Source organism: Marinobacterium zhoushanense, assembly GCF_014641945.1.
Classification (GTDB): domain Bacteria; phylum Pseudomonadota; class Gammaproteobacteria; order Pseudomonadales; family Balneatricaceae; genus Marinobacterium_D; species Marinobacterium_D zhoushanense.
Genome location: NZ_BMIJ01000001.1, coordinates 704,087 through 723,560 on the forward strand (window position 1 = coordinate 704,087; position 19,474 = coordinate 723,560).

Annotated in this window: 19 protein-coding genes and 1 riboswitch; of the genes, 8 read left to right on the top strand and 11 right to left on the bottom strand. The window is 60.5% G+C overall.

The genetic code is table 11. The features are described 5' to 3' along the window. Positions 1-10: 10 nt before the first annotated feature. From thpR to IEX40_RS03275, 5 genes are all read right to left on the bottom strand, one after another. Positions 11-580 carry an RNA 2',3'-cyclic phosphodiesterase gene (thpR, locus tag IEX40_RS03255; RefSeq protein ID WP_188745645.1) on the bottom strand — a complete coding sequence of 190 codons (570 nt, stop codon included), beginning with the start codon at positions 578-580 and terminating at the stop codon, positions 11-13. Positions 581-668: 88 nt separating this feature from the next. Further along, positions 669-1,559 carry a hypothetical protein gene (locus tag IEX40_RS03260; protein WP_188745646.1) on the bottom strand — a complete coding sequence of 297 codons (891 nt, stop codon included), beginning with the start codon at positions 1,557-1,559 and terminating at the stop codon, positions 669-671. Positions 1,560-1,664: 105 nt separating this feature from the next. Then, positions 1,665-3,305, bottom strand: a complete 1,641-nt coding sequence (gene groL / locus IEX40_RS03265) for a chaperonin GroEL (protein ID WP_188745647.1) — start codon at positions 3,303-3,305, stop codon at positions 1,665-1,667. 73 nt (positions 3,306-3,378) lie between these two features. After that, positions 3,379-3,672 (bottom strand): co-chaperone GroES, encoded by a 294-nt coding sequence (locus IEX40_RS03270; RefSeq protein WP_188745648.1) that lies wholly within the window; start codon positions 3,670-3,672, stop codon positions 3,379-3,381. A gap of 237 nt (positions 3,673-3,909) precedes the next feature. Further along, positions 3,910-4,410: an FxsA family protein gene (locus IEX40_RS03275; protein WP_188745649.1), complete on the bottom strand. Its 501-nt coding sequence runs from the start codon at positions 4,408-4,410 to the stop codon at positions 3,910-3,912. A 257-nt stretch (positions 4,411-4,667) separates the two neighbouring features. Between IEX40_RS03275 and IEX40_RS03280 the strand changes: the two genes are divergently transcribed. Next, positions 4,668-5,429 (top strand): SDR family oxidoreductase, encoded by a 762-nt coding sequence (locus tag IEX40_RS03280; RefSeq protein WP_188745650.1) that lies wholly within the window; start codon positions 4,668-4,670, stop codon positions 5,427-5,429. A 50-nt stretch (positions 5,430-5,479) separates the two neighbouring features. On the opposite strand, the gene IEX40_RS03285 is transcribed toward IEX40_RS03280, so the two are convergent. From IEX40_RS03285 to IEX40_RS03295, 3 genes are read right to left on the bottom strand one after another with little or no spacing between them, the layout of a single operon-like run. Then, positions 5,480-6,565: a lipocalin-like domain-containing protein gene (locus IEX40_RS03285; RefSeq protein WP_188745651.1), complete on the bottom strand. Its 1,086-nt coding sequence runs from the start codon at positions 6,563-6,565 to the stop codon at positions 5,480-5,482. After that, a complete protein-coding gene (locus IEX40_RS03290; RefSeq protein WP_188745652.1) occupies positions 6,558-8,891 on the bottom strand; it encodes an ABC transporter permease in 2,334 nt (777 codons plus the stop codon). Before IEX40_RS03290 ends, IEX40_RS03285 begins: the two co-directional genes overlap by 8 nt. Continuing rightward, positions 8,882-9,553: an ABC transporter ATP-binding protein gene (locus IEX40_RS03295; RefSeq protein ID WP_188745653.1), complete on the bottom strand. Its 672-nt coding sequence runs from the start codon at positions 9,551-9,553 to the stop codon at positions 8,882-8,884. Before IEX40_RS03295 ends, IEX40_RS03290 begins: the two co-directional genes overlap by 10 nt. Positions 9,554-9,672: 119 nt before the next feature. On the opposite strand from IEX40_RS03295, the gene IEX40_RS03300 reads away from it, so the two are divergent. Both IEX40_RS03300 and IEX40_RS03305 read left to right on the top strand, forming a co-directional pair. Continuing rightward, positions 9,673-11,016: an AmpG family muropeptide MFS transporter gene (locus IEX40_RS03300; RefSeq protein ID WP_188745654.1), complete on the top strand. Its 1,344-nt coding sequence runs from the start codon at positions 9,673-9,675 to the stop codon at positions 11,014-11,016. A gap of 117 nt (positions 11,017-11,133) precedes the next feature. Next, a complete protein-coding gene (locus IEX40_RS03305; protein WP_188745655.1) occupies positions 11,134-11,391 on the top strand; it encodes a PA4570 family protein in 258 nt (85 codons plus the stop codon). 22 nt (positions 11,392-11,413) lie between these two features. Here the strand turns inward: IEX40_RS03305 and IEX40_RS03310 are convergent, their stop codons facing one another. Then, complete coding sequence (locus IEX40_RS03310) at positions 11,414-11,896, bottom strand: YajQ family cyclic di-GMP-binding protein (RefSeq protein WP_188745656.1); 483 nt, start codon at positions 11,894-11,896, stop codon at positions 11,414-11,416. Positions 11,897-12,011: 115 nt separating this feature from the next. Between IEX40_RS03310 and IEX40_RS03315 the strand changes: the two genes are divergently transcribed. From IEX40_RS03315 to IEX40_RS03335, 5 genes are all read left to right on the top strand, one after another. Then, complete coding sequence (locus IEX40_RS03315; protein ID WP_188745657.1) at positions 12,012-12,941, top strand: ketopantoate reductase family protein; 930 nt, start codon at positions 12,012-12,014, stop codon at positions 12,939-12,941. Next, positions 12,938-13,699 (top strand): polyphosphate kinase 2, encoded by a 762-nt coding sequence (gene ppk2, locus IEX40_RS03320; RefSeq protein WP_188745658.1) that lies wholly within the window; start codon positions 12,938-12,940, stop codon positions 13,697-13,699. Before IEX40_RS03315 ends, ppk2 begins: the two co-directional genes overlap by 4 nt. Before the next feature lie 66 nt (positions 13,700-13,765). Next, a riboswitch (cobalamin riboswitch) is annotated at positions 13,766-13,959 on the top strand. A 47-nt stretch (positions 13,960-14,006) separates the two neighbouring features. Beyond that, positions 14,007-15,956, top strand: a complete 1,950-nt coding sequence (locus IEX40_RS03325) for a TonB-dependent receptor (protein WP_188745659.1) — start codon at positions 14,007-14,009, stop codon at positions 15,954-15,956. Between the two features lie 33 nt (positions 15,957-15,989). Next, entirely contained in the window at positions 15,990-16,604 is a 615-nt protein-coding gene (locus tag IEX40_RS03330) for a cob(I)yrinic acid a,c-diamide adenosyltransferase (RefSeq protein WP_188745660.1), read from the top strand. Continuing rightward, on the top strand, positions 16,579-16,866 hold the full coding sequence (locus IEX40_RS03335; protein ID WP_229680530.1) for a hypothetical protein: 288 nt from the start codon (positions 16,579-16,581) through the stop codon (positions 16,864-16,866). Before IEX40_RS03330 ends, IEX40_RS03335 begins: the two co-directional genes overlap by 26 nt. Before the next feature lie 4 nt (positions 16,867-16,870). On the opposite strand, the gene IEX40_RS03340 is transcribed toward IEX40_RS03335, so the two are convergent. Beyond that, positions 16,871-18,418: an HDOD domain-containing protein gene (locus IEX40_RS03340; protein ID WP_188745661.1), complete on the bottom strand. Its 1,548-nt coding sequence runs from the start codon at positions 18,416-18,418 to the stop codon at positions 16,871-16,873. A gap of 120 nt (positions 18,419-18,538) precedes the next feature. After that, entirely contained in the window at positions 18,539-19,420 is an 882-nt protein-coding gene (locus tag IEX40_RS03345; RefSeq protein WP_188745662.1) for a cobalamin-binding protein, read from the bottom strand. Between the last annotated feature and the right edge of the window lie 54 nt (positions 19,421-19,474).

The window sequence follows — 19,474 nt, forward strand, 5'->3', positions numbered from 1 at the left end:
GTCTTTGGGTTCAGAGGCTGCCCACCAGGACGGGCAGGCGAGTTTCGAACAGGGGTGTATAGATAGAACCGCGCTCACCTGGGCGGCTCTGGAACAGCACCACCGAGTCGACCGGCACGGTCTCATTCAGCTTGGGCCAACTCTCGGGCACCTCGAAGCGGTTATCCGACGGCAGTCGCCCCAGTGTGACATGGGGCCGGAAACCTTTCTGGTGATAATCGATACCACACCGCCTCACCACCTGAGCCAGGCGCTGCTGCAATACCGCCAACAGCGCCACCTCACTGGGCAGGGCCGCCACCAGCGAAAGATGTGGATTGACCGGATAGTAATCCAGGGTATCCAGCGGCAGATGAAAGCCGGCTATATCGGCCAGCGCCTGCTCCACCGCTCGCTCCAGCACCTGCACCTGATCGAGGCTGATTTCGTTCAGAAAACAGAGTGTTAGATGGTAGCTCGAGGAATCGACCCAATGAGCGTCCAAGCCACGGTCGTACTCGCAAAGCGCATCGGCATAGTCTGCCAGGGAGCGCGAGATCCGCTCCGGGATCGGCAGTGCAAAGAAAGCACGAATATTCATCTACGCTTTGCGGGAACCTCTCTTCGAAAACCGGCTATTGTGCCGCTGAACTCCGACAGACGCAAATCCGAGTTGGCCGCTGGGGCATCTATCGGCCATCCAGACGTCGCTGCAACTCACTGATCTGTTCACGCATCTGCAACAGGCTCTGATTGAACTGACGTCGAGAGCCATCGATCGCCTGAATTGACTGCTCGATACTGGCGATTCGCTGACTCAAACCGGCACCGCCCTGCGCACCCTGCGCCAGTTTGTCAACTCGCACCGACAGCGCCTGATGAGCACTGATACGCTCATCTTTCTCCAGTGATAGCGCGAAACTGGCATCGGCCCCGACCTTTTTCAGCCCCTCGCTCTGCTGCTGCAGTGAAGCTTCCAGACCCGACACCTGTTTATCAAGCCCCGATACCTGCTTCTTCACCCCCGACAGATCGCTCTTACCAGCATCGACACTACTGCCAAGTGTAGTCAGTTTGCTGTTCGCTGCCGCCAGCTGCTTTTTCAATTCCGACAGCTCGGCCGCTTGCGCCTCGAGCGCTTTCTTCTGCTCTTCCAGTTGCGGCTTGTTACGCTGATACGCTACGGTCCACAGCTTGGCGATCTCTGAGTCGAAATGTTCATACTTTTCACCGGCACGACTTTCCATCTGCCCGATACGTCCCATCAGCGTCTGCCCAGACTGGCTGGCAGTATCGCTGGTCAGCGCCAGCAACTCCTCCATCTCGGCCAGGCGCGCCTGAGCCTTGGCCAACTCCGCCTGCTGACTGTCCAACGCCTGCTTGAGACCCACGGTCCAGTACGCCAAACCCGCGCCGCCGACGGTCAGCACAAGCAGTATCAGTGTCAGCAGGAAACCACCGCCACGCGGCTTGTCTGTCACCTGGACCTTGGCCCGCTGCGGCGCTCCGCTCACCCGGCGGTCGGACTCCTGGACATCCAATCCCGATAGATTGAGCCCCGGCTCTTTACGTTCACTCATTGTCGTTAACTATTCCGTACAAACTGGAAAAACCACCCTAGCAGGTTTGCCAAACACGAAAAAGCCCCGCAGGAGCGGGGCTTTTTTCAGCAACATAGGGGCTGATTACATCATGCCCATGCCGCCCATGCCACCCATGCCGCCCATGTCAGGCATAGCCGGCTTCTCTTCCGGGTGTTCGGCAACCATCGCTTCAGTGGTGATCATCAGACCGGCGATAGAGGAAGCCGCCTGCAGCGCAGAACGGGTCACTTTAGCCGGGTCCAGGATACCCATCTCCAGCATATCGCCGTACTCTTCGGTCGCGGCGTTGAAGCCGAACGCGCCTTCGCCAGCACGAACCTTATCCACAACTACGGAACCTTCGCCACCAGCGTTACCAACGATCTGGCGCAGCGGAGCTTCCATCGCGCGCAGAGCCAGCTGAATACCGATGGTCTGGTCGTGGTTATCGCCCTCCAGACCATCAACCTTGCTCAGGGCGCGGATCAGCGCAACACCGCCGCCAGGTACGACACCCTCTTCAACTGCAGCACGGGTTGCGTGCAGCGCATCGTCGACGCGGGCTTTCTTCTCTTTCATCTCGACTTCGGTAGCAGCGCCAACCTTGATCACGGCAACACCGCCGGCCAGCTTGGCAACGCGCTCCTGCAGCTTTTCACGGTCGTAGTCGGAGGTTGTCTCTTCGATCTGAACGCGGATCTGCTGCACGCGAGCATCGATATCGGCCTTGGAACCGGCACCGTCGACGATGGTGGTGTTTTCCTTGGTGATGTTGACGCGCTTGGCGGTACCCAGGTGCTCAAGACCTGTGGTTTCCAGGCTCAGACCAACCTCTTCGGAGATAACCTGACCACCGGTCAGAATAGCGATATCCTGCAGCATCGCCTTACGACGATCACCGAAGCCCGGAGCCTTGACGGCTGCAACCTTGACGATACCGCGCATGGTGTTGACCACCAGAGTAGCCAGCGCTTCGCCTTCAACATCTTCAGCGATGATCAGCAGCGGGCGTGAAGCCTTGGCAACCTGCTCCAGCGCCGGCAGCAGTTCACGGATGTTGGAGATCTTCTTGTCAACCAGCAGCACGAACGGCTCTTCCAGTTCGGCGGTCATGGTTTCCTGGTTGTTGATGAAGTAGGGAGACAGGTAGCCACGGTCGAACTGCATACCTTCAACCACATCCAGCTCGTTCTCGAAGCCGGAACCTTCCTCAACGGTGATGACACCCTCTTTACCCACTTTTTCCATCGCCTGAGCGATAATCTGGCCGACTTCCAGATCGGAGTTGGCAGAGATAGTACCGACCTGAGCGATCGCCTTGGAGTCGGCGCAGGGCACAGCCATTTGACGCAGCTGTTCAACAACGGCAGCAGTCGCCTTGTCGATACCGCGCTTCAGATCCATCGGGTTCATGCCCGCTGCAACCGACTTCAGACCTTCGTTGACGATCGCCTGAGCCAGAACGGTTGCGGTGGTAGTACCGTCACCGGCCACGTCGTTGGCCTTGGAAGCCACTTCCTTGACCATCTGCGCACCCATGTTTTCGAACTTGTCTTTCAGCTCGATCTCTTTGGCAACGGAAACACCATCTTTGGTCACGGTCGGTGCGCCGAAAGATTTTTCCAGTACCACGTTACGACCTTTCGGGCCCAGGGTGGTTTTTACCGCGTCTGCCAGAATGTTCACACCAGCGAGCATGCGCTGACGGGCATCATTACCGAAACGTACGTCTTTAGCAGCCATTATTCGTATATCCTGTAATTCTGTAATTCGTTAACGCTGTTAAGCGAAAAAAGTTAAGCGATTGACAGCGAGATCAGTCTTCCAGCACGCCGTAGATTTCGCTTTCCTGCATGATCAGCAGCTCGTCGCCGTCGATTTTGACGGTGTTGGAGCCGGCATACTGACCGAACAGGACTTTATCCCCCACTTTGACTGACGGCGCTTGAACCTCACCGTTGTTCAGCACGCGACCCGGGCCGACGGCTACGACTTCACCGCGGTTCGGCTTCTCGGCCGCAGAACCCGGCAGCACGATGCCGCTCGCCGTGGTGGTTTCTTCCTCACTGCGACGAACTACTACACGGTCGTGAAGTGGACGAATATTCATCTGGTTGTTCTCCTGGTATCTAGGATCCAATGCGATGTTGGTTTTTTTGTTTGATGAAGCCTATACGGAACTTCAAAACTCGATGCCTATGGCTTGTGGCTACCTAGGTGGGGCCGCTAATGCGGTTTTCAATGGTCAGAGAGAAACTTTTTTCTCACGCCCGCCCCAGGCCGCCGAGCCGTTGCGACCTATGTGGGGTAGCGGAAATGGAATTCAAGGGCTAGCAGAGAGATTTTTCTACCCTTTGTCGGCCGAGTCGTTTTTGTCCTCATCCCTGTCGACGATCTCACCCTCTATTACGTCCCCGTTCCGCCCATGGCGCCGTTGCTCACCAGGCGCACGCTGATGAAACTCACCCATGTCGCTCTGCGTCCGGGAGGCGACGATCACCGTAAAACGGCTCATCAGCAGGCGGGCAAACCCCTGGCGAAGCGGCGGTATCAGGCAGCTGAACCCGATCACATCGGTCACGAAACCCGGTGTTACCAACAGTGCGCCACCCACCGCCAGCACGATCCCTTCGACCATCTCCTGTCCCGGCAGCTCCTGGCGATCCATACGTTGCTGGGCACGGCTCAACGTTGCCAGCCCCTGATGCCTGAGCATATTGACGCCGATAAAGGCCGATAACAGCACCAGCCCAACGGTGTACCAGGCCCCTATGGCCTGTCCGACCTTGAGCAACAGGGTAATTTCAACGATCGGCAGGATGACAAACAGAAGAAAGAGGAAGCGCATCACGACTCTCGGTAGTTAACAGCTGATACAAGATTAACAGAGAGCGACACACAACAGTAACCGATGCAGGCAAGTGCACCATAAACGACCACGTTATTGCGACCAATTGCCTATATCAACGCAAAAAAGCGCCTCGCAAAATGAATTTTGCTGCAATACGGAATTTCCGTGTTGCAGCGCAGCATATTGCGACGCACAATTAGCACTGTATGCAAAACAACCAGCACTGTGATAACGCCCCGTAGAGGACTGGCAATATGGAACTGAAAGACAAGGTAATCGTAATAACCGGCGGCGGACGTGGCCTGGGTCGTGCTATGGCGCTTGAACTGGCAGCCAAGGGTGCAAAGCTGGCATTGGTCGACCTGAACCAGGCGGATCTGGACGAAACCATCGGCATGTGCGTTGATAAGGGTGTCGAAGCGCGCGGCTATGTTGCAGATATCAGCGAAGAGGCCGACGTTGAGAAGCTGTTCACTGATATCGTCGCCGACCTGGGCACGCTGAACGGCCTGGTGAACAACGCCGGTATCACCCGTGACGGTTTGTTCGTCAAAGCGAAAGATGGCCAGATCGTCGGCAAGATGTCGAAAGAGAACTGGGATCTGGTGCTCAAGGTAAACCTGACCGGAACCTTTTTGTGCGGTCGCGAAGCGGCCGTCAAGATGATCGAGCTGGGCACTGAGGGCTGCATCATCAACATCTCCTCGATCTCTCGCTCCGGCAACATGGGCCAGACCAACTACACGGCAACCAAGGCCGCCGTCGAAGCGATGGCGGTTACCTGGGCCAAAGAACTGGCTCGTTACGGCATCCGCGCCGCCTCGATCGCACCGGGCTATATCGGCACCGAGATGGTCATGGCGATGAAGCCGGAGGCACGCGAGAAGATTGAAGCGATGATCCCGACCAAACGCCTTGGCAAGCCCGAGCATATCGCCAAGACCGTGTCGTTCATTCTCGAGAACGATTACGTCGACGGCCGCTGCTTCGAGATCGACGGCGCCCTGCGCATCTGATCCGATCTCCCCTGACCGGCGCCGCCAAGAGGCGGCTGCCGGTGACCGGGCTAACGTTTAGAGTAGCCTGTCATCTCCAGATACCCCTTCCCCTGGACACTGCCCTGCACACTGACCGGCCCCTCCCAGTAACCGAGCCGCCCCGGGTTCCAGTACTCTCCAGGCCAGGAACGGATCTCCAGCGCCAGCTGCTGAGCCGGCAACTTGAACTCCCAGCTTACCGGTACACGCCCCTGCTCCGTTGACCGGTACGCCAGCGGCCTGAGCGTAAAGTCATCCGCGTCCAACGTCCGGGAATCGCCATCAGCGTCGACCAGAGTGCCGGTAAAATAGTCCGGATCGCCCCTGATCCGAAACAGCATCAGGTGCCGGCCATCATCCAGGTGCAGCGCCAGCCAGTCCCACCCCTGCTGACCGGGGCGCAGATACTGACTGCTCCATTCACGATCGAACCAGCCCTGCCCCGTCACACTGACAGGCTCACCATCAACCTCAATTTCGCCTTCGATATCGATAGCGGGGTAACTGAAGTACATCGAGCCGCCACCCTGTGCCGATTTGGCACTGAAGCCCTGCTCGCCATGCAGTACCGGCGGTAGCCGCGGCGACAGGATCAGGCGATAGGCGAACGTCGGCGCCTGAACATCGAGCAGATAAGACTCGGCAGCCCGCGCCTCCATCCGCCACTGATCGATCCATGCCCGGAATGGTTCAATGCTCACACCGGCCTGACCGCTGCCGCCCCGCGCCTGCTTGCTGGCGAACAGGTGCCGATCCGGTCGGCTCAGTGCGGCGTGCGCGAGCCAGAACTCATCACGGCGCCAGCCGGGTTCCGGCTGCGGCCCCTGATGCGGTTTCAGCCCCAGCCGGAACAACGTCCACTGCACACCGAAGGATTCGCCATCCCCGGCGTGCAGATTAGCGGTCAGGTACCACCACTCGAGCCGGAACTCGGGGTGCGCCCCCATATCCGCGGGCAAACTGATCGACATGCCGGGCTCCGCCTGGCGAAACGGCTCGCCCGGTGCGTCCAGCAGCGAGGCGATCTCACCCGGCGCATCCTCCTGCCCGCAACCCTGCAGTACCAGCAGAAAAAGCGTTGCCGCCACCCTGGCCAATACGCCATGCCTACTCATTTTTCAGTGTCTCCAGCCGCACGGGGTCGCCTACCGCCGCGCCCACCAGCGCACCGATCAGCGCGCAGGCCAGCCACACCTGCAGCCAATAGCCGGGATAGAGCCCCAACGGCAATGACCAGCCGAAGGCTGCCGGATTCACCTTCGCCACCAGTATCCAGCTGAGCCCAATCCCCAACGGAGTCGCCAGCACACCCAGCAGCAGGGTCAGCACCAGCGCATGGCCCACCAGCCGCCGGCGTAACGCTCGCTTGTCGACCCCCGCCACATAAAGCAGGGTGTAGTACGGCTGACGCAGCCGAAACAACCTGAACCCCATCAGCGCCAGCACCGCCGCTGCGAGCACCAGGGTCAGCAGATTCAGTGTCCGCGTCAGTTGGAAGGTTCGGGCAAACACCGCCTGCGCCCGCTGCAGCAATATCGCCCGCGGTCGCCAACGGCTCCCCTCGAGCCAGGGTAGCGCCGGAAGCACCTGCTCCGGAGCAAAGCCGGCTTTCAGTCCGAGCACGAAAGTGGTGTACTGCTCAGGCACTGCGCCGGGCAACGCCTCAAGCGGCAATACCACCTCCGCGGCAGGACGGCCGTAGTCGGCGTAAACGCCCAGCACCTGGCGCCGCACGCTGATATCGCCCAGGGTTAGCTCGAGCAGATCGCCCAACCCTACCCGCTGACGTCTGGCCAGCTGCTCGTTGACCAGCACCCCTGCGTCGCGCAGTCCGCTCCAGGGCTCCTCCGTCGCCTGCAGAAAGCGCCAGCCCGCGAGCAGCGGCGAGCTCGGATCCACGGCCAGCAGGTCACTCGGCCGGCCCTCGACCAACACCTGCCCCCGGGTCATCGGCAGCACCTCGGCCACACCCGATAACTCTGTCAACCGTGCCCGCCAGAGAGCCGCCGCCACCGGACGTCCCGGATCCAGATACAGATCCCCCCGCAGCCGTTGCTCCAGCCAGCGCGTGAAGGTGGCTTCGAATCCGCTGACCATCGCCTGCACGCCGATAGCGGCGGCGATCGCCAGGGTTAACGCCAGCAGTGGCAACCGCAGCAGGCGACACAGTGCCGCCATCTCCGAGCAGGACCACTCCAACAGCGGGCCTAGCGGCTGACGCTGCATCCAGACCAGTCCCCAGCCCACTCCAGCCGCGACCAGTAGCCCCACCCCCAACAGACAGAATCCGGTCATAGCGAAGATCAGCCACAACGCATCAACGGTCAGCAAGCCGATACCACCGACCAACAACAGCCCCGCCCCGATCCACGCCGGATAAATGGCGCCGGCCCGGACCTCTGGCGCTTCAGCCGGCTCACCAGGTACCGCGCGCAACAGATCCACACCGGCCCACAAGATCAGCAGCAGCAATACCAGCGCCAACTCCATCCAGATCTGCAGCATAGGCAGGCCTTTACCCAACGCCGGCAGACTGTAGAGGTTAAGCAACGTACTGCCGATCCCCTCGGCCAGCCCCTGCGCCAGCCACAGCCCTAACCCAACACCAACAGCACCGCCAATCAACGCCAGCAGCAGAGCTTCGACCAGCAGACAGAGCCTTAGCCGCCACCTTTCCACACCCAGGCGGTGCAGCAAGCGCATCGTGTGCCGACGCTGCTCCAACTCCAGCAGGTAGACGCTGCGCAACAACAGTGCGGCCACCAGCAACGCCAACCATCCCAGCGCGTCCAAGCTGAACAGGAAGCTATCCACCAGTGAACCGGGATCAACACCGTAATCCGCCACCACCAAGCTATAGCCAGCCGGGAGCGCCGCCGGCGTCGACAGCAGCAGCGCGAGCCGTCCCCCGCCGTCAGGGTCGAGCCGATCCGCCTCGGCGATATCGGTCAGCAACACGCCCTGGGGCAGCGTTTCCATCTGCGCCAGCGGATAGGCCACAGACGCGGAGCGCGGCAGTGCCTGCCAGAGCTGGAGAGTGTCAGACGTCCCCCAGAGCGGGACCTGTGTCGGCGCCTCCAGCAGGTGTTCGACAACGCGTGCTTGGGGTTCTGGCAAACGCAGGCAGTCAGCGCTCAGTGGATCGACCCCCAGCAACTCCAAGCGCTCGGACAGCTGCACGTGCAGTCGCGGGGTCACGCAGATCCCGGCCCGGCGCAAGCGCGTGAAATCACTCACCTGCAATGCCGCGCCATCCTCGCGTTCCACCTCGAAATGGGTTTGCAGCGCCGCGTTGGATACCTCGAGAGCGTCGCCCGCCCTCCCGGTCAGACTCTGAATCCCGCTCCACAGCGCACCCGCACAGGCCAGGATCGCCAGCATACCAATCAACTGTCCCGGATAGCGCCGGTACTGGCTCAGCAATACCGCGATCAGCCCCATGGCCGTAACGCCCCATCCACCAGTTCCAGTACCCGGTCGCAACGGCGCGCCAACTGCAGGTTGTGGGTCACGATCAGCGCGCTCAGGTGGCTTGCCTGGACCCGGTCGAAAAACAGTTGCATCACCCGCTCAGCGTTGTGGATATCCAGGCTACCGGTCGGCTCATCCGCCAGGATCAGCTCCGGCGTCATGGCAAAAGCGCAAGCCAGCGCCGCACGCTGCCGTTGACCGCCCGACAGCTGATCCGGAAAGCGCTCCGCCGTGGCCGCAATATCCAGCATCTCCAGCAACGCCGCTTCGTCCCCCTCGCGGCGTCCCGCCAGGGTGCGACGAAACGCCAGGTTCCGCGCCACCGTGAGGGTCGGGATCAGGTTGCCGTCCTGGAACAGGGTGGCGATACGCGAGCGCCTCAGCGCCGCCAGATCGCGCTCCTGAAGTTGCGCCAGATCCTCCCCGAGCAGTAGCAGGCGGCCTGCATCCGGGCGCAGCAGGCCGTTGAACAGGTTCAGCAGCGTGCTCTTGCCCGATCCTGACGGCCCTATCACGGCGACCGCCTCCCCTCTGTACAGGGTCAGGCTGAGGCCGTGCAGAACCCGGATGGACTCCCGTCCGCTGACATAGGACTTGGCGATCGCCTCCGCCTGGACCAGGATCTCACGCATATACTCTCCATCACCGCCGACTGTTACTGCAGTATAGAGTCCCGCCGACGCGGTTTCGGTTGCACGGCGCAGACGTATATACTCCGGCCCTTGTACTCAGGTTACACAGGTTCAGTTGCATGCCCACTTCATGGAAGGCCACCTTCGACCGCTACCGTGACATCCGTCTGCTGTGGATCTTTCTGATGGGGTGTTCAAGCGGATTTCCATTCGTGCTGATCGGCAGTACGCTGAGCGGCTGGCTGGCCGATGATGGCATCAGCCGCGCCGAGATCGGCCTGCTGGGTTCGGTCGCCACCGTTTACGCGATCAACTTTCTCTGGGCGCCGCTGGTCGACCGCGTTCACCTGCCGCTGCTGGGCCGACTCGGCCAGCGCCGCAGTTGGATACTGTTGACCCAGGCGATGATGCTGATGCTGGTACTCCTCATCGCCGGCCTGGATCCGAGTCAAAACCTGCTGCTGACCGGCGCCCTGTTCCTGGCGGTCGCAACCAGTTCCGCTACCCAGGATGTGGCCGTCGACGCCTTCCGTATCGACCAGTTCGCCCCGCATGAAAAGGAGAGACTGCCCCCAGCAGCAGCGATGTCGATCATCGGCTGGTGGACCGGCTACTCCTGGCCCGGCTACCTGGCTTTCGTGCAGGCGGACCGGATCGGCTGGAACGGGGTTTACCTGCTGATGGCCGGCGTGCTCGTGCTGTTGATGGCCTGCACACTGATCGTGCGTGAGCCCAGAACCGACCGTGACCGACTGCAGCATCGGGCGGAGGAGACCTATCAACAGCGACTGCATGCATCCTCTGTTCTGGCCTGGATAACAGTGACCCTGATCGAACCCTTTGCCGAGTTTTTCCGCAAAAACGGTGTCCGGGTGGCACTGATGCTGATGCTGTTCATCTTCCTGTTTAAGGTCGGCGAGGCGTTTCTCGGCCGTATGTCGATCGTGTTCTACAAGGAGGTGGGCTTCAGCAACGCCCAGATCGGCGAGTACACCAAGATGTTCGGCTGGTTCATCACCGTCACCTTCACGCTGATCGGCAGCGCGTTCAACACCCGTTTCGGCGTGGTCCGAGGCCTGCTGCTGGGCGGTTGTGCGATGGCGGCGAGCAACCTGATGTTCGCGGTTATCGCCGCCGCCGGGCCGGTGGAGTGGCTGCTGGTGCTGACCCTGGTGATCGACAATTTTACCACAGCGTTCTCCACCGTCGCCTTCGTCTCCTTCCTGACCCTGCTCACCGGACGCGCCTTCAGCGCCACCCAGTACGCGCTGCTCGCCTCGCTCGGTAACCTGAGCCGAACCACACTGGCCGGACTCAGCGGATACACCGTGGACTGGCTCGGCAGCTGGGAGCGTTTCTTTGTGGTGACCGCGCTGATGGTACTGCCCTCGTTGTTGATGCTCTGGACCCTACGCCATCGATTCAACCACATCACCGCGAATGCTCAGGCGGAGGCGCACTGAGCCGCACCCTGTTTAAATATTTGACAGGACTACTGTGTCGATCGCCCCTATTGCTAATGATATTGATTATCATTTATAGTCAGCTGACTGATTATTGATCGACACAAGGAGTGAGCGATGGCTTATCAAATCGATGCCTGGCTGGAGCGCAAAGACCCTGAGTTGCGGGTAACCCTGAGAAACAGCGGCGTCGTGTTGCTGCACTGGCACAGCGAGGAACTCAAGCCGATGCTGGATTCGGGCCTGTTGAATGCGGCGGACTTTTGCTGCTGTCTGGGCAGGGAGAAGGAGCTGGTGCGCGAACTGTTTCTGATCGCCTGCATGGACGAGGGGCGTTGCGGGCAGTGCCGTTATGGCGCCGGGGAGAAGCACTGAGCCTCTCTCCCGGCTGCAGAGATCAGTCGCGGAAGTTGTTGAACTGCAGTGGCAGCTCGATATCGGCCTCACGCAATGTCGCCATGGCGGCCTGCAGGTCGTCGCGCTTCTTGCCGGTGACACGCACCTTTTCGCCCTGAATCTGCGACTGGACCTTGAGCTTGCTCTCCTTGATCAGCTTGGTGATCTTCTTCGCCATCGCCTGATCCAGCCCCTGCTTGAGCACCACCTGCTGAGTCGCCCTGACGCCGCTGACGTCCGGGTCCATGACCTCCATGCATTTGATATCAACCTTGCGTTTGGTCAACGTGCCGCGTATCACCTCGAGCATCTGCTGCAGCTGGAAATCCACTTCGGCGGTCAGGGTGACGGTATCATCCTGCATCGCAAAGTCGGCTTTCACGCCTTTGAAATCATAGCGCTGCTGAATTTCGCGGTTGGCCTGGTCCACCGCATTGGTGACTTCATGCATATCCAGCTCGGATACGATATCAAACGAGGGCATTTTCAATCTCCTGATCTACGGTGGAAACGGATTAGACTCTAGACCCATTTCCAGGGGTTCTGTCGGATTGCCGGCGCCGCTATGATAACGCTTTACTGAGCGATGGAGAGTGCCGATGCGCTGGCATATTCTCGGTGCGGGTGCGATAGGCTGCCTGTATGCCGAACGACTGACCCGAGCCGGTATCGCGGTCACCCTTCTGCTGCGTGATGACGTGCAGCTGGACAGACTGAAACAGCTCGGCGGTCAGTTGCGCATCCAACGGCATAACGCCTGGCACACGGCCCAGGTCGATGCCGAGATGATCGCCGCGAGCGGCACCATTCAACACCTTCTGGTCACCACCAAGGCGTACGATTCACTGGACGCAATTCATGCCATATCGCCCCGACTAACGCCGGATGCGCAAATCCTACTGCTTCAGAACGGTTATGGCCACCAGCAAAAAAGTGCAGCGGCGCTTTCCCCGCGCCCGGTGTGGGCCGGTATCACCACCTCCGGTGCACGCCGCGCCGCGCCGTTCGAAGTGATCCAGTCCGGCGAGGGCCAGACTCTGATCGGCCGCCTCAATCCCCCGGCCGCTGCAAGCGCCAGTTATCCCGCGGGTTGGGAACGGTTGGATCACCCGGTCCAGATCAGCACCGATATAACCCGTGCCCTGTGGCAGAAACTGGCGATCAATGCCGCCATCAACCCACTGACGGCGCTGCACGGCTGTCGCAACGGCGAGCTGCTAAAGGCCGACTACCGTGAGGAGCTGACAGCGCTCTGCAGCGAGATCGAACGGGTGGCGACCGCCTGCTCACAACCCCTGTTCGATACCCCGCTGCTTGAGCAGGTCCAGCGCGTGGCCAACACTACCGCGCAAAACCGCTCGTCGATGCTGGAGGATCTGCGCGCCGGGCGGCGCACCGAGATCGAGCAGATCACCGGATTCCTTTGCTCCGCCGCGCGGGAGGTCGGCGTGGACACCCCGCTGAACACCCGCCTGTTAAATGCAGTACGCTTTGAACAAAGCCTCAATACCCGTGAGGGACCGGCATGAGCCAGATGAAAAAGATGAAGAGCGATGAGTATGAAGCGCTCAAACAGGATCTGCAGATCGAGCTGCTGAAGATGCAGAACTGGGTACGCGCCAATGGCGAGAGAGTGCTGATCCTGTTCGAAGGACGCGATGCGGCAGGCAAGGGCGGCACGATCAAACGCTTCATGGAGCACCTGAATCCACGCAGCGCCCGGGTTATTGCACTGGAGAAGCCCACCGAACGGGAACAGGGCCAGTGGTATTACCAGCGCTACATCAAACATCTTCCGTCCGCCGGCGAGATCGTCCTGTTCGACCGCTCCTGGTACAACCGCGCCGGCGTCGAGCGGGTGATGGACTTCTGCTCGCCATCTGAATATCTGGAGTTCATGCGCGAAACGCCGGAGCTGGAGAAGATGTTCGTGCGTAGCGGCATACGCCTGTTCAAACTCTGGTTCGATGTCAGCCGCGACGAGCAGTTCCGGCGTTTTCAGGCGCGCCGGCTTGACCCGCTCAAACACTGGAAACTGTCACCGATCGACCTGGCCTCACTGGACAAGTGGGATCAATACACCGAAGCCAAGGAGGCGATGTTTATCCACACCGACACCGCCGATGCGCCCTGGACGGTGATCCGCTCCGACGACAAGAAACGCGCCCGCATCAACGCCATGCGACATCTGCTCAACAACCTGCCCTATCCGGACCGCAACCAGGAGATCTGCCTGCAGCCCGAAGCGGAGATCGTGTTACCGGCACGGAGCACGCTGGGCGATTAGCGCACAACGCCAGGGCAACAAGATTGACCCGGCCCGCTGTTGCCCCGGCTCCTCCCCCTCTTTACAATCGCCCTTGCCCACCAGGGTGCCCGGCATGACCGGGATAATCGGGAAGTTGGTTAAATGCCAACGCTGCCCCCGCAACGGTGATGGATAGATGTGCCATACAGTGCCACTGGGAAACCGGGAAGGCCTGGCACAGTGCCTGAACAACTCAGGCGATCCTAAGCCCGGAGACCGGCCCTGGGGAGTGCCAAAGAGCTAATCACAACGCCATGCGCGGCGGGCGCATAGACGAGGTAACCCGATGTATTTCCCGACACCAGCCCTGCTGGCGGCAGCTGTTGCTGCCATCTCCCTGAACGCCCAGGCCGCACAAAGCAACACCGACAGTGACACCAGCGAGCCTCTGAATGTCGTGGTCACCGGCACTCGCTCGGCGCAGCCCGTTGGCAGCGCACCCGGTCAGGTCGATGTGATTACCCGCGCGCAGATAGAGGCCAGCGGTGCCCAGTCGGTGATCGAAGCGCTGCGCGCCAGCGGTGCCGTGCAGATCGGTCAGAATACGACTGGCAACAGCAACGACGGTGTGGTTTCCATGCGCGGCTTCGGTGAAAACGCCGGCCAGAACGTATTGATCCTGGTCGACGGGCGACCGCTGAACAATCCGACGCTGGAGGCGCCAAACCTGGCGACCATCAGTCTTAACGCCGTGGAGCGTATCGAGGTGTTGCACGGCAGCGCCGGAGTACTGTACGGCCAACACGCCGTCGGCGGTGTGATCAACATCATTACGCGCGAAATCGAGGGCACCTACGCCCAACTCAACGGCAGCGCCGGCAGCTATGACCATAACCGGCTGACGGGCACCTTCGAGCACCGATACGACTCGGGTGTCGGCCTATCCCTTTCCGCCGATCGGGACCGCAACGGCGGATACCGCGACAACAGCGGCTATGACTTTGACCAGGCGCAGGCCGAACTCTCTTATCGGTACGACGCCGGGGAGATCCTGTTCAGCCACGAGCAGATCAACAACAATCAGCGACTGCCCGGCTCACTGAGCGCAGCGCAAGTCAGTAACGACCGCCGTCAAAGCCTGAACCCGTCGGACTATTTCAACGAGGATCTCCGGATCGACAGGCTCTACCTGCAACATCGGCTGACCGACCACCTCGGCGTTACCGCGGACTGGAGTCAGCGCGACAGCAACGGTGAAGGCTCGCTGTCCAGCTTTGCCTTCCCTCAGGACACTCGGGTCACCGCATTCGCACCGCGTCTGACCGGGCACTGGGCTACCGCGCGCGGACCGCTACAACTGATCCTCGGCAGCGACCTGACCGACAGCGATTACGAAGCTTTCAGCTCTACCGAGATTACCCAGGATACCGAGGCCGTCTACGCACGTGCTCAGCTACCGCTTGTGCAGCAGTGGTCGTTGACGCTGGGGGCGCGTCACAGCAAGGTTGAGGACAGGGACCTGAGTGCGGACCTGAGGCACCACGACTCCCTGTTGGTAAAAGAGATCGGGGTCAACTGGACACCGTCCGAGGCGCAGCGGGTCTTCATTCGCCGTGACGAGAACTTCCGCTTCGCCACCGCCGACGAAAACGGGCTGACCCTGCCCGGTGTCGATTTCCTCGATCCGCAAACCGGTGTCTCCTGGGAGCTGGGCTGGAGCTGGTCAGCCTCGGCGAGCAGCCTGGATCTGACCCTGTACCAGCTCGATCTGGACGACGAGATCCTCTTTGACAGCGAGATCGTCAACCCGGACTCCTGGACCGGTACCGGTGCCAATATCAATCTGGACAGTTCCAGACGCAGAGGGTTTGTCCTGAGCACCGAGCATCAACTGACCAGCGCACTTAGAGTCGGCGGCACCTATACCCTGACCGACAGCGAGCTGACCGCCGGCAGTTTCAAGGGCAATGAGGTGCCCTTTGTTTCCCGTCACCAGTTCAGCCTGTACGGCAACTACCGTTTCGACCCGCAGTGGAGCCTGTATACCGATCTCCAGTACACCGGCAGCCGCTACCTGGCCGGCGACGATGCCAATGCGCAGTCACGCCTTGAGGCCGATCTGGTGGTGAACACCTCGCTGAACTGGCGTGCAGAACACTGGAACGCCCGCCTGAATATCAACAACCTGTTCAACGAGCGTTACTACGCCTACGCCGGATACTCGAGTTTTAGCGGTAACTACTACTATCCCGCCGCCGAGCGCAATCTGCTGCTCACGGTCGGCTACACTTTCTAACAGTCGTCATGGTCGCAACCGGGGGGATGAAAGATGGGTAATCGCCTGACACGCCTCTACACCCGCAGGGGTGACAAGGGCACCACGGGCCTGGCCAACGGCAATCGGGTGGCAAAAACCCATCCCCGTATTGAAGCACTCGGCGAGGTCGACGAACTCAACTCGCTGATCGGCCTGCTACTGGCCGACCTGCCTGAGGGCGATGCGTTGCAGCCGGCGTTGCTGAAGATTCAGAACGAGTTGTTTGATCTGGGTGGGGAGTTGGCGGTAGCCGACCCCCACTACACGGTGATCGACGCTGCTGTGCTGGAAGCGCTTGAAGAGCAGCTCGACCTGCTCAATGAAACCCTGCCACCGCTGAAGGAGTTTATCCTGCCCGGTGGAAACCGCCCTGCAGCCGAGGCGCACCTGGCACGCAGCGTCTGCCGTCGAGCCGAACGGCGCATGGTGGAACTGGCAGCAAGCGAAACGGTCAACCCTTTGTCTATCGCCTATTTAAACCGGCTCTCCGACCTGCTATTTGTCTACGCACGGCTGCTGGCCCGGCGCAACGATGGCAGCGAAGTGCTTTGGCAGCCTCGCGGCAGGCAAACCCAATCCACGAGCAAGAGTACAACGACCGATGAAGACCCTACTGCTCAGCCTTAGTCTACTGCTGGCGGCCCTGACCAGCCTGCAGGCACGGGCCAACTGTGCCATGGATCAGACACTGTGCGATGCACAGTGTAGTATCGAGCACTTCGGCGACAAGGCCGCACGCCTGGGGTGTGAATCGCGATGCGCCGCTGAACGTGCCGCCTGCAGCACCAAAGCCGGCGCTGAAAAAGCGGTGGAACTGGGCAAAAAGGCGCTGCGGGACACCGGTGCGTTCATCGAGGGTTTCACCGGCGACAAGGACAAGCAGGAGTAAACGGCTAGGCCGTGCGGGCAGAGTGGCGCTGCACCTCCAGTGCCAACCGCGTCTGGACCAGAAACTGGCTGAATACGCGGAATGCCGCATCGTCGACGTGTTTACCTATCTGAACCGTATCCGCGTAAAACAATCCGAGAGAGCGACTCCCGACGCGCAAAGGCGCGGCGACAAATCCGGTCGGTGCCACGGTGCGCATAAAATCAGGCGGCAGACGTTCCGACCACCCCTGTTCTGTGCAGTCGGACACCAGCAGGGTACTCCCCTTCTCCACCAGCCTTACAAACAGCTGCCCCTTGGGTTCCCCTGAGTCGAGCTGCATCGCCTTTTTCAGCGCGGCACCCTCCATACCCCGCACAATGCGTGCGGACAGCTTGCTGCGATCATCGCTGAGCAAACAGAAAGTGACCCGATCCAGCGTGGAACAGCGTTCGATCGCCTCCACCGCAACCTCAACGATTGCCGATGGTTTGGCTCCCGTAGACAACATCTCGTTGATCTTGGACAGATAATCCAGTTGCAGCTGGTCCTGAGACGGCTGCGCAGGCTGCGCCACCGGCGCTAACGGTCGCGGCTCGGCGGCGTGGAACTGCTCGCTGCGAGAGCTGATATAGAACGCCAACTTGCGTGACAACTCATCCAGTTGGCTATTCCCACTGCCCTGATAGGGGGGGGTCAGCGCCTTGGCCGGCAAGCCATACTCCACGCTGATATCGCACACCTGGCGGAACGAATCGCTGATCGACGCCTCCAGCTCCTTATGGGTAAGCCCGGTGCAGCTGGCAAGCTGGCGTATACGCTTGCCGTAATCCAGCTCTCGCCCGGTATCACGGTAATAGATCAACTCCAGCAGGTCATGGCAGCCGGCCGCCAGCAGATGGTTGAGCCGGTGCGAAGGCTTCAACTGCTCGGCACTCATCGGGTCCATGGCCTGGACCACACTCTTGGGAAAGCCCCAGCTCTGCGCCAGGTCCTGACCGATATCGCTGAAATGACCGCCCAGTTCGCTGAGCTGTATCCGCTCCCACTGCTCCTGGCCCAAGGCACGGAGTTTGAGCATTTTGCGATAACGCTCCGGCAGGGTATAGGCCACGACGACCTCCCCCAGACCATACAGCAGTCCGCAGATATAGCTCTCCTCGATATCCATGGCCCCTGAGCGCATGGCGATCTCCCGTGCCATCGCCGCGTTCAGGAAAGCGCTGATCAGCAGGTTATCCATCCCGGTACCGGGCTCATCGACGGAGAACGCCTCTATCAGCTTCAGTGTCATCGACAGGTTCTGAATCCGCTCGAAGCCGATCAATACCACGGCACGGGAGACAACGTTGATCTCACCGTGGCCGCGATTGTAATGGGGAGTGTTGGCAATCTTGAGCAGTTTCGCCGACAGATTCGCATCTTTCATTACCGCCAGCGCCAGCGCCATCGCATCACTCTCCCGCGACGAACTGACCTGACGAATACGGTTTACGGTGGCACTGAAAATGGGCAAGTCGCCCAGGCGATCGAGCTGCGCGTATACGGCGTTAAGCGTGGTCTGGTACTTCACCCTTCGTGATCACCTTCAAACAGACAAGGAAAACGGACCCCGGCGTACCTCGTACCCGGACCAGAAGCGCTAATATAGTGTCGGAAAAGCGGTATACAGTACAGCTGTTAGAACGCATGTTTAGCGAGGTTTTACCCCTGCGTACTGACGAGCACTCGCCACCGCCCCGCACAAGGCGTCCAATCCATCAAGAAACCGGGGCGTCGCCCGGTGAATGTGATCGGCACTCAGCGTATACAGTGCGTTCCTGCGCACCGCCGGTATCATCTGCCAGTTCAACCAGCGAGTCTGCCACGCCACGCCCACCTCATCGGTGCTGACGATCAGATCGGGTGCCGCCGATATCACTGCCTCGACACTGACCTGGGGGGCCGCCTCAGGACGACCGCCAAAGGGATTGTGTGCGCCGCAGAACTTGATCGCCTGCCCGATCAGCGCGTCATCACTGACCGTCAACAGAGGGTTATCCCAGAGCTGGTAAAATAGCGTAGGTACACCTTTCGACTCCGGCTTAAGTCCTCGCAGACGTGCCTCGAACCGGTCAGCCACCCGTTCAGCCTCAGGCACCATTCCGGTCAACCGCCCCAGCAGACGCAGGTTGTCGGGAATCTGCTCGATGCGTTTTGTCGACAGACGTGCCACCTTGAAACCAAAACTTTCCAGCCGCCTGAGTTCGGCCTCAGGATTACCCTCCAACCAGGCCAGAATAAGATCGGGCTGAAGACTCAGGATCACCTCGGCGTTGAAGCGCTGATAATCGCCCACCAACGGAATCGATTCGGCTTGGCTGGGGTAATCGGAATAGCTGACACGTCCGACGATGCGTTCGCCGGCGCCGACAGCATAGAGGTTTTCGACAATATCCGGCGCCAGCGCCACAATTCGGCGAGCCGGCTGATCCAGTACGATAGGGCGACCACTGGCATCGACCAGCGAAATCGCCCCGAAAGCGGTCAGGCTGCTGGAGAGTGCCAGCAGCAGGAACAACATAACCCTGAACATCGATCGCCCCTAACCCCCTTTGACGCACCTACATGCGCTCAGGGGATGCCGTAG

Excerpts from the sequence above, each read along its gene's own strand:
- thpR (WP_188745645.1), bottom strand. The coding sequence starts at position 580 with ATGAATATTCGTGCTTTCTTTGCACTGCCGATCCCGGAGCGGATCTCG.
- IEX40_RS03325 (WP_188745659.1), top strand. The coding sequence starts at position 14,007 with ATGTATTTCCCGACACCAGCCCTGCTGGCGGCAGCTGTTGCTGCCATC.
- IEX40_RS03270 (WP_188745648.1), bottom strand. The coding sequence starts at position 3,672 with ATGAATATTCGTCCACTTCACGACCGTGTAGTAGTTCGTCGCAGTGAG.
- IEX40_RS03300 (WP_188745654.1), top strand. The coding sequence starts at position 9,673 with ATGCCCACTTCATGGAAGGCCACCTTCGACCGCTACCGTGACATCCGT.
- IEX40_RS03290 (WP_188745652.1), bottom strand. The coding sequence starts at position 8,891 with ATGGGGCTGATCGCGGTATTGCTGAGCCAGTACCGGCGCTATCCGGGA.
- IEX40_RS03305 (WP_188745655.1), top strand. The coding sequence starts at position 11,134 with ATGGCTTATCAAATCGATGCCTGGCTGGAGCGCAAAGACCCTGAGTTG.
- IEX40_RS03345 (WP_188745662.1), bottom strand. The coding sequence starts at position 19,420 with ATGTTCAGGGTTATGTTGTTCCTGCTGCTGGCACTCTCCAGCAGCCTG.
- IEX40_RS03315 (WP_188745657.1), top strand. The coding sequence starts at position 12,012 with ATGCGCTGGCATATTCTCGGTGCGGGTGCGATAGGCTGCCTGTATGCC.
- IEX40_RS03310 (WP_188745656.1), bottom strand. The coding sequence starts at position 11,896 with ATGCCCTCGTTTGATATCGTATCCGAGCTGGATATGCATGAAGTCACC.
- IEX40_RS03330 (WP_188745660.1), top strand. The coding sequence starts at position 15,990 with ATGGGTAATCGCCTGACACGCCTCTACACCCGCAGGGGTGACAAGGGC.
- IEX40_RS03285 (WP_188745651.1), bottom strand. The coding sequence starts at position 6,565 with ATGAGTAGGCATGGCGTATTGGCCAGGGTGGCGGCAACGCTTTTTCTG.
- IEX40_RS03280 (WP_188745650.1), top strand. The coding sequence starts at position 4,668 with ATGGAACTGAAAGACAAGGTAATCGTAATAACCGGCGGCGGACGTGGC.
- IEX40_RS03275 (WP_188745649.1), bottom strand. The coding sequence starts at position 4,410 with ATGCGCTTCCTCTTTCTTCTGTTTGTCATCCTGCCGATCGTTGAAATT.
- IEX40_RS03295 (WP_188745653.1), bottom strand. The coding sequence starts at position 9,553 with ATGCGTGAGATCCTGGTCCAGGCGGAGGCGATCGCCAAGTCCTATGTC.
- IEX40_RS03335 (WP_229680530.1), top strand. The coding sequence starts at position 16,579 with ATGAAGACCCTACTGCTCAGCCTTAGTCTACTGCTGGCGGCCCTGACC.
- IEX40_RS03260 (WP_188745646.1), bottom strand. The coding sequence starts at position 1,559 with ATGAGTGAACGTAAAGAGCCGGGGCTCAATCTATCGGGATTGGATGTC.
- ppk2 (WP_188745658.1), top strand. The coding sequence starts at position 12,938 with ATGAGCCAGATGAAAAAGATGAAGAGCGATGAGTATGAAGCGCTCAAA.
- groL (WP_188745647.1), bottom strand. The coding sequence starts at position 3,305 with ATGGCTGCTAAAGACGTACGTTTCGGTAATGATGCCCGTCAGCGCATG.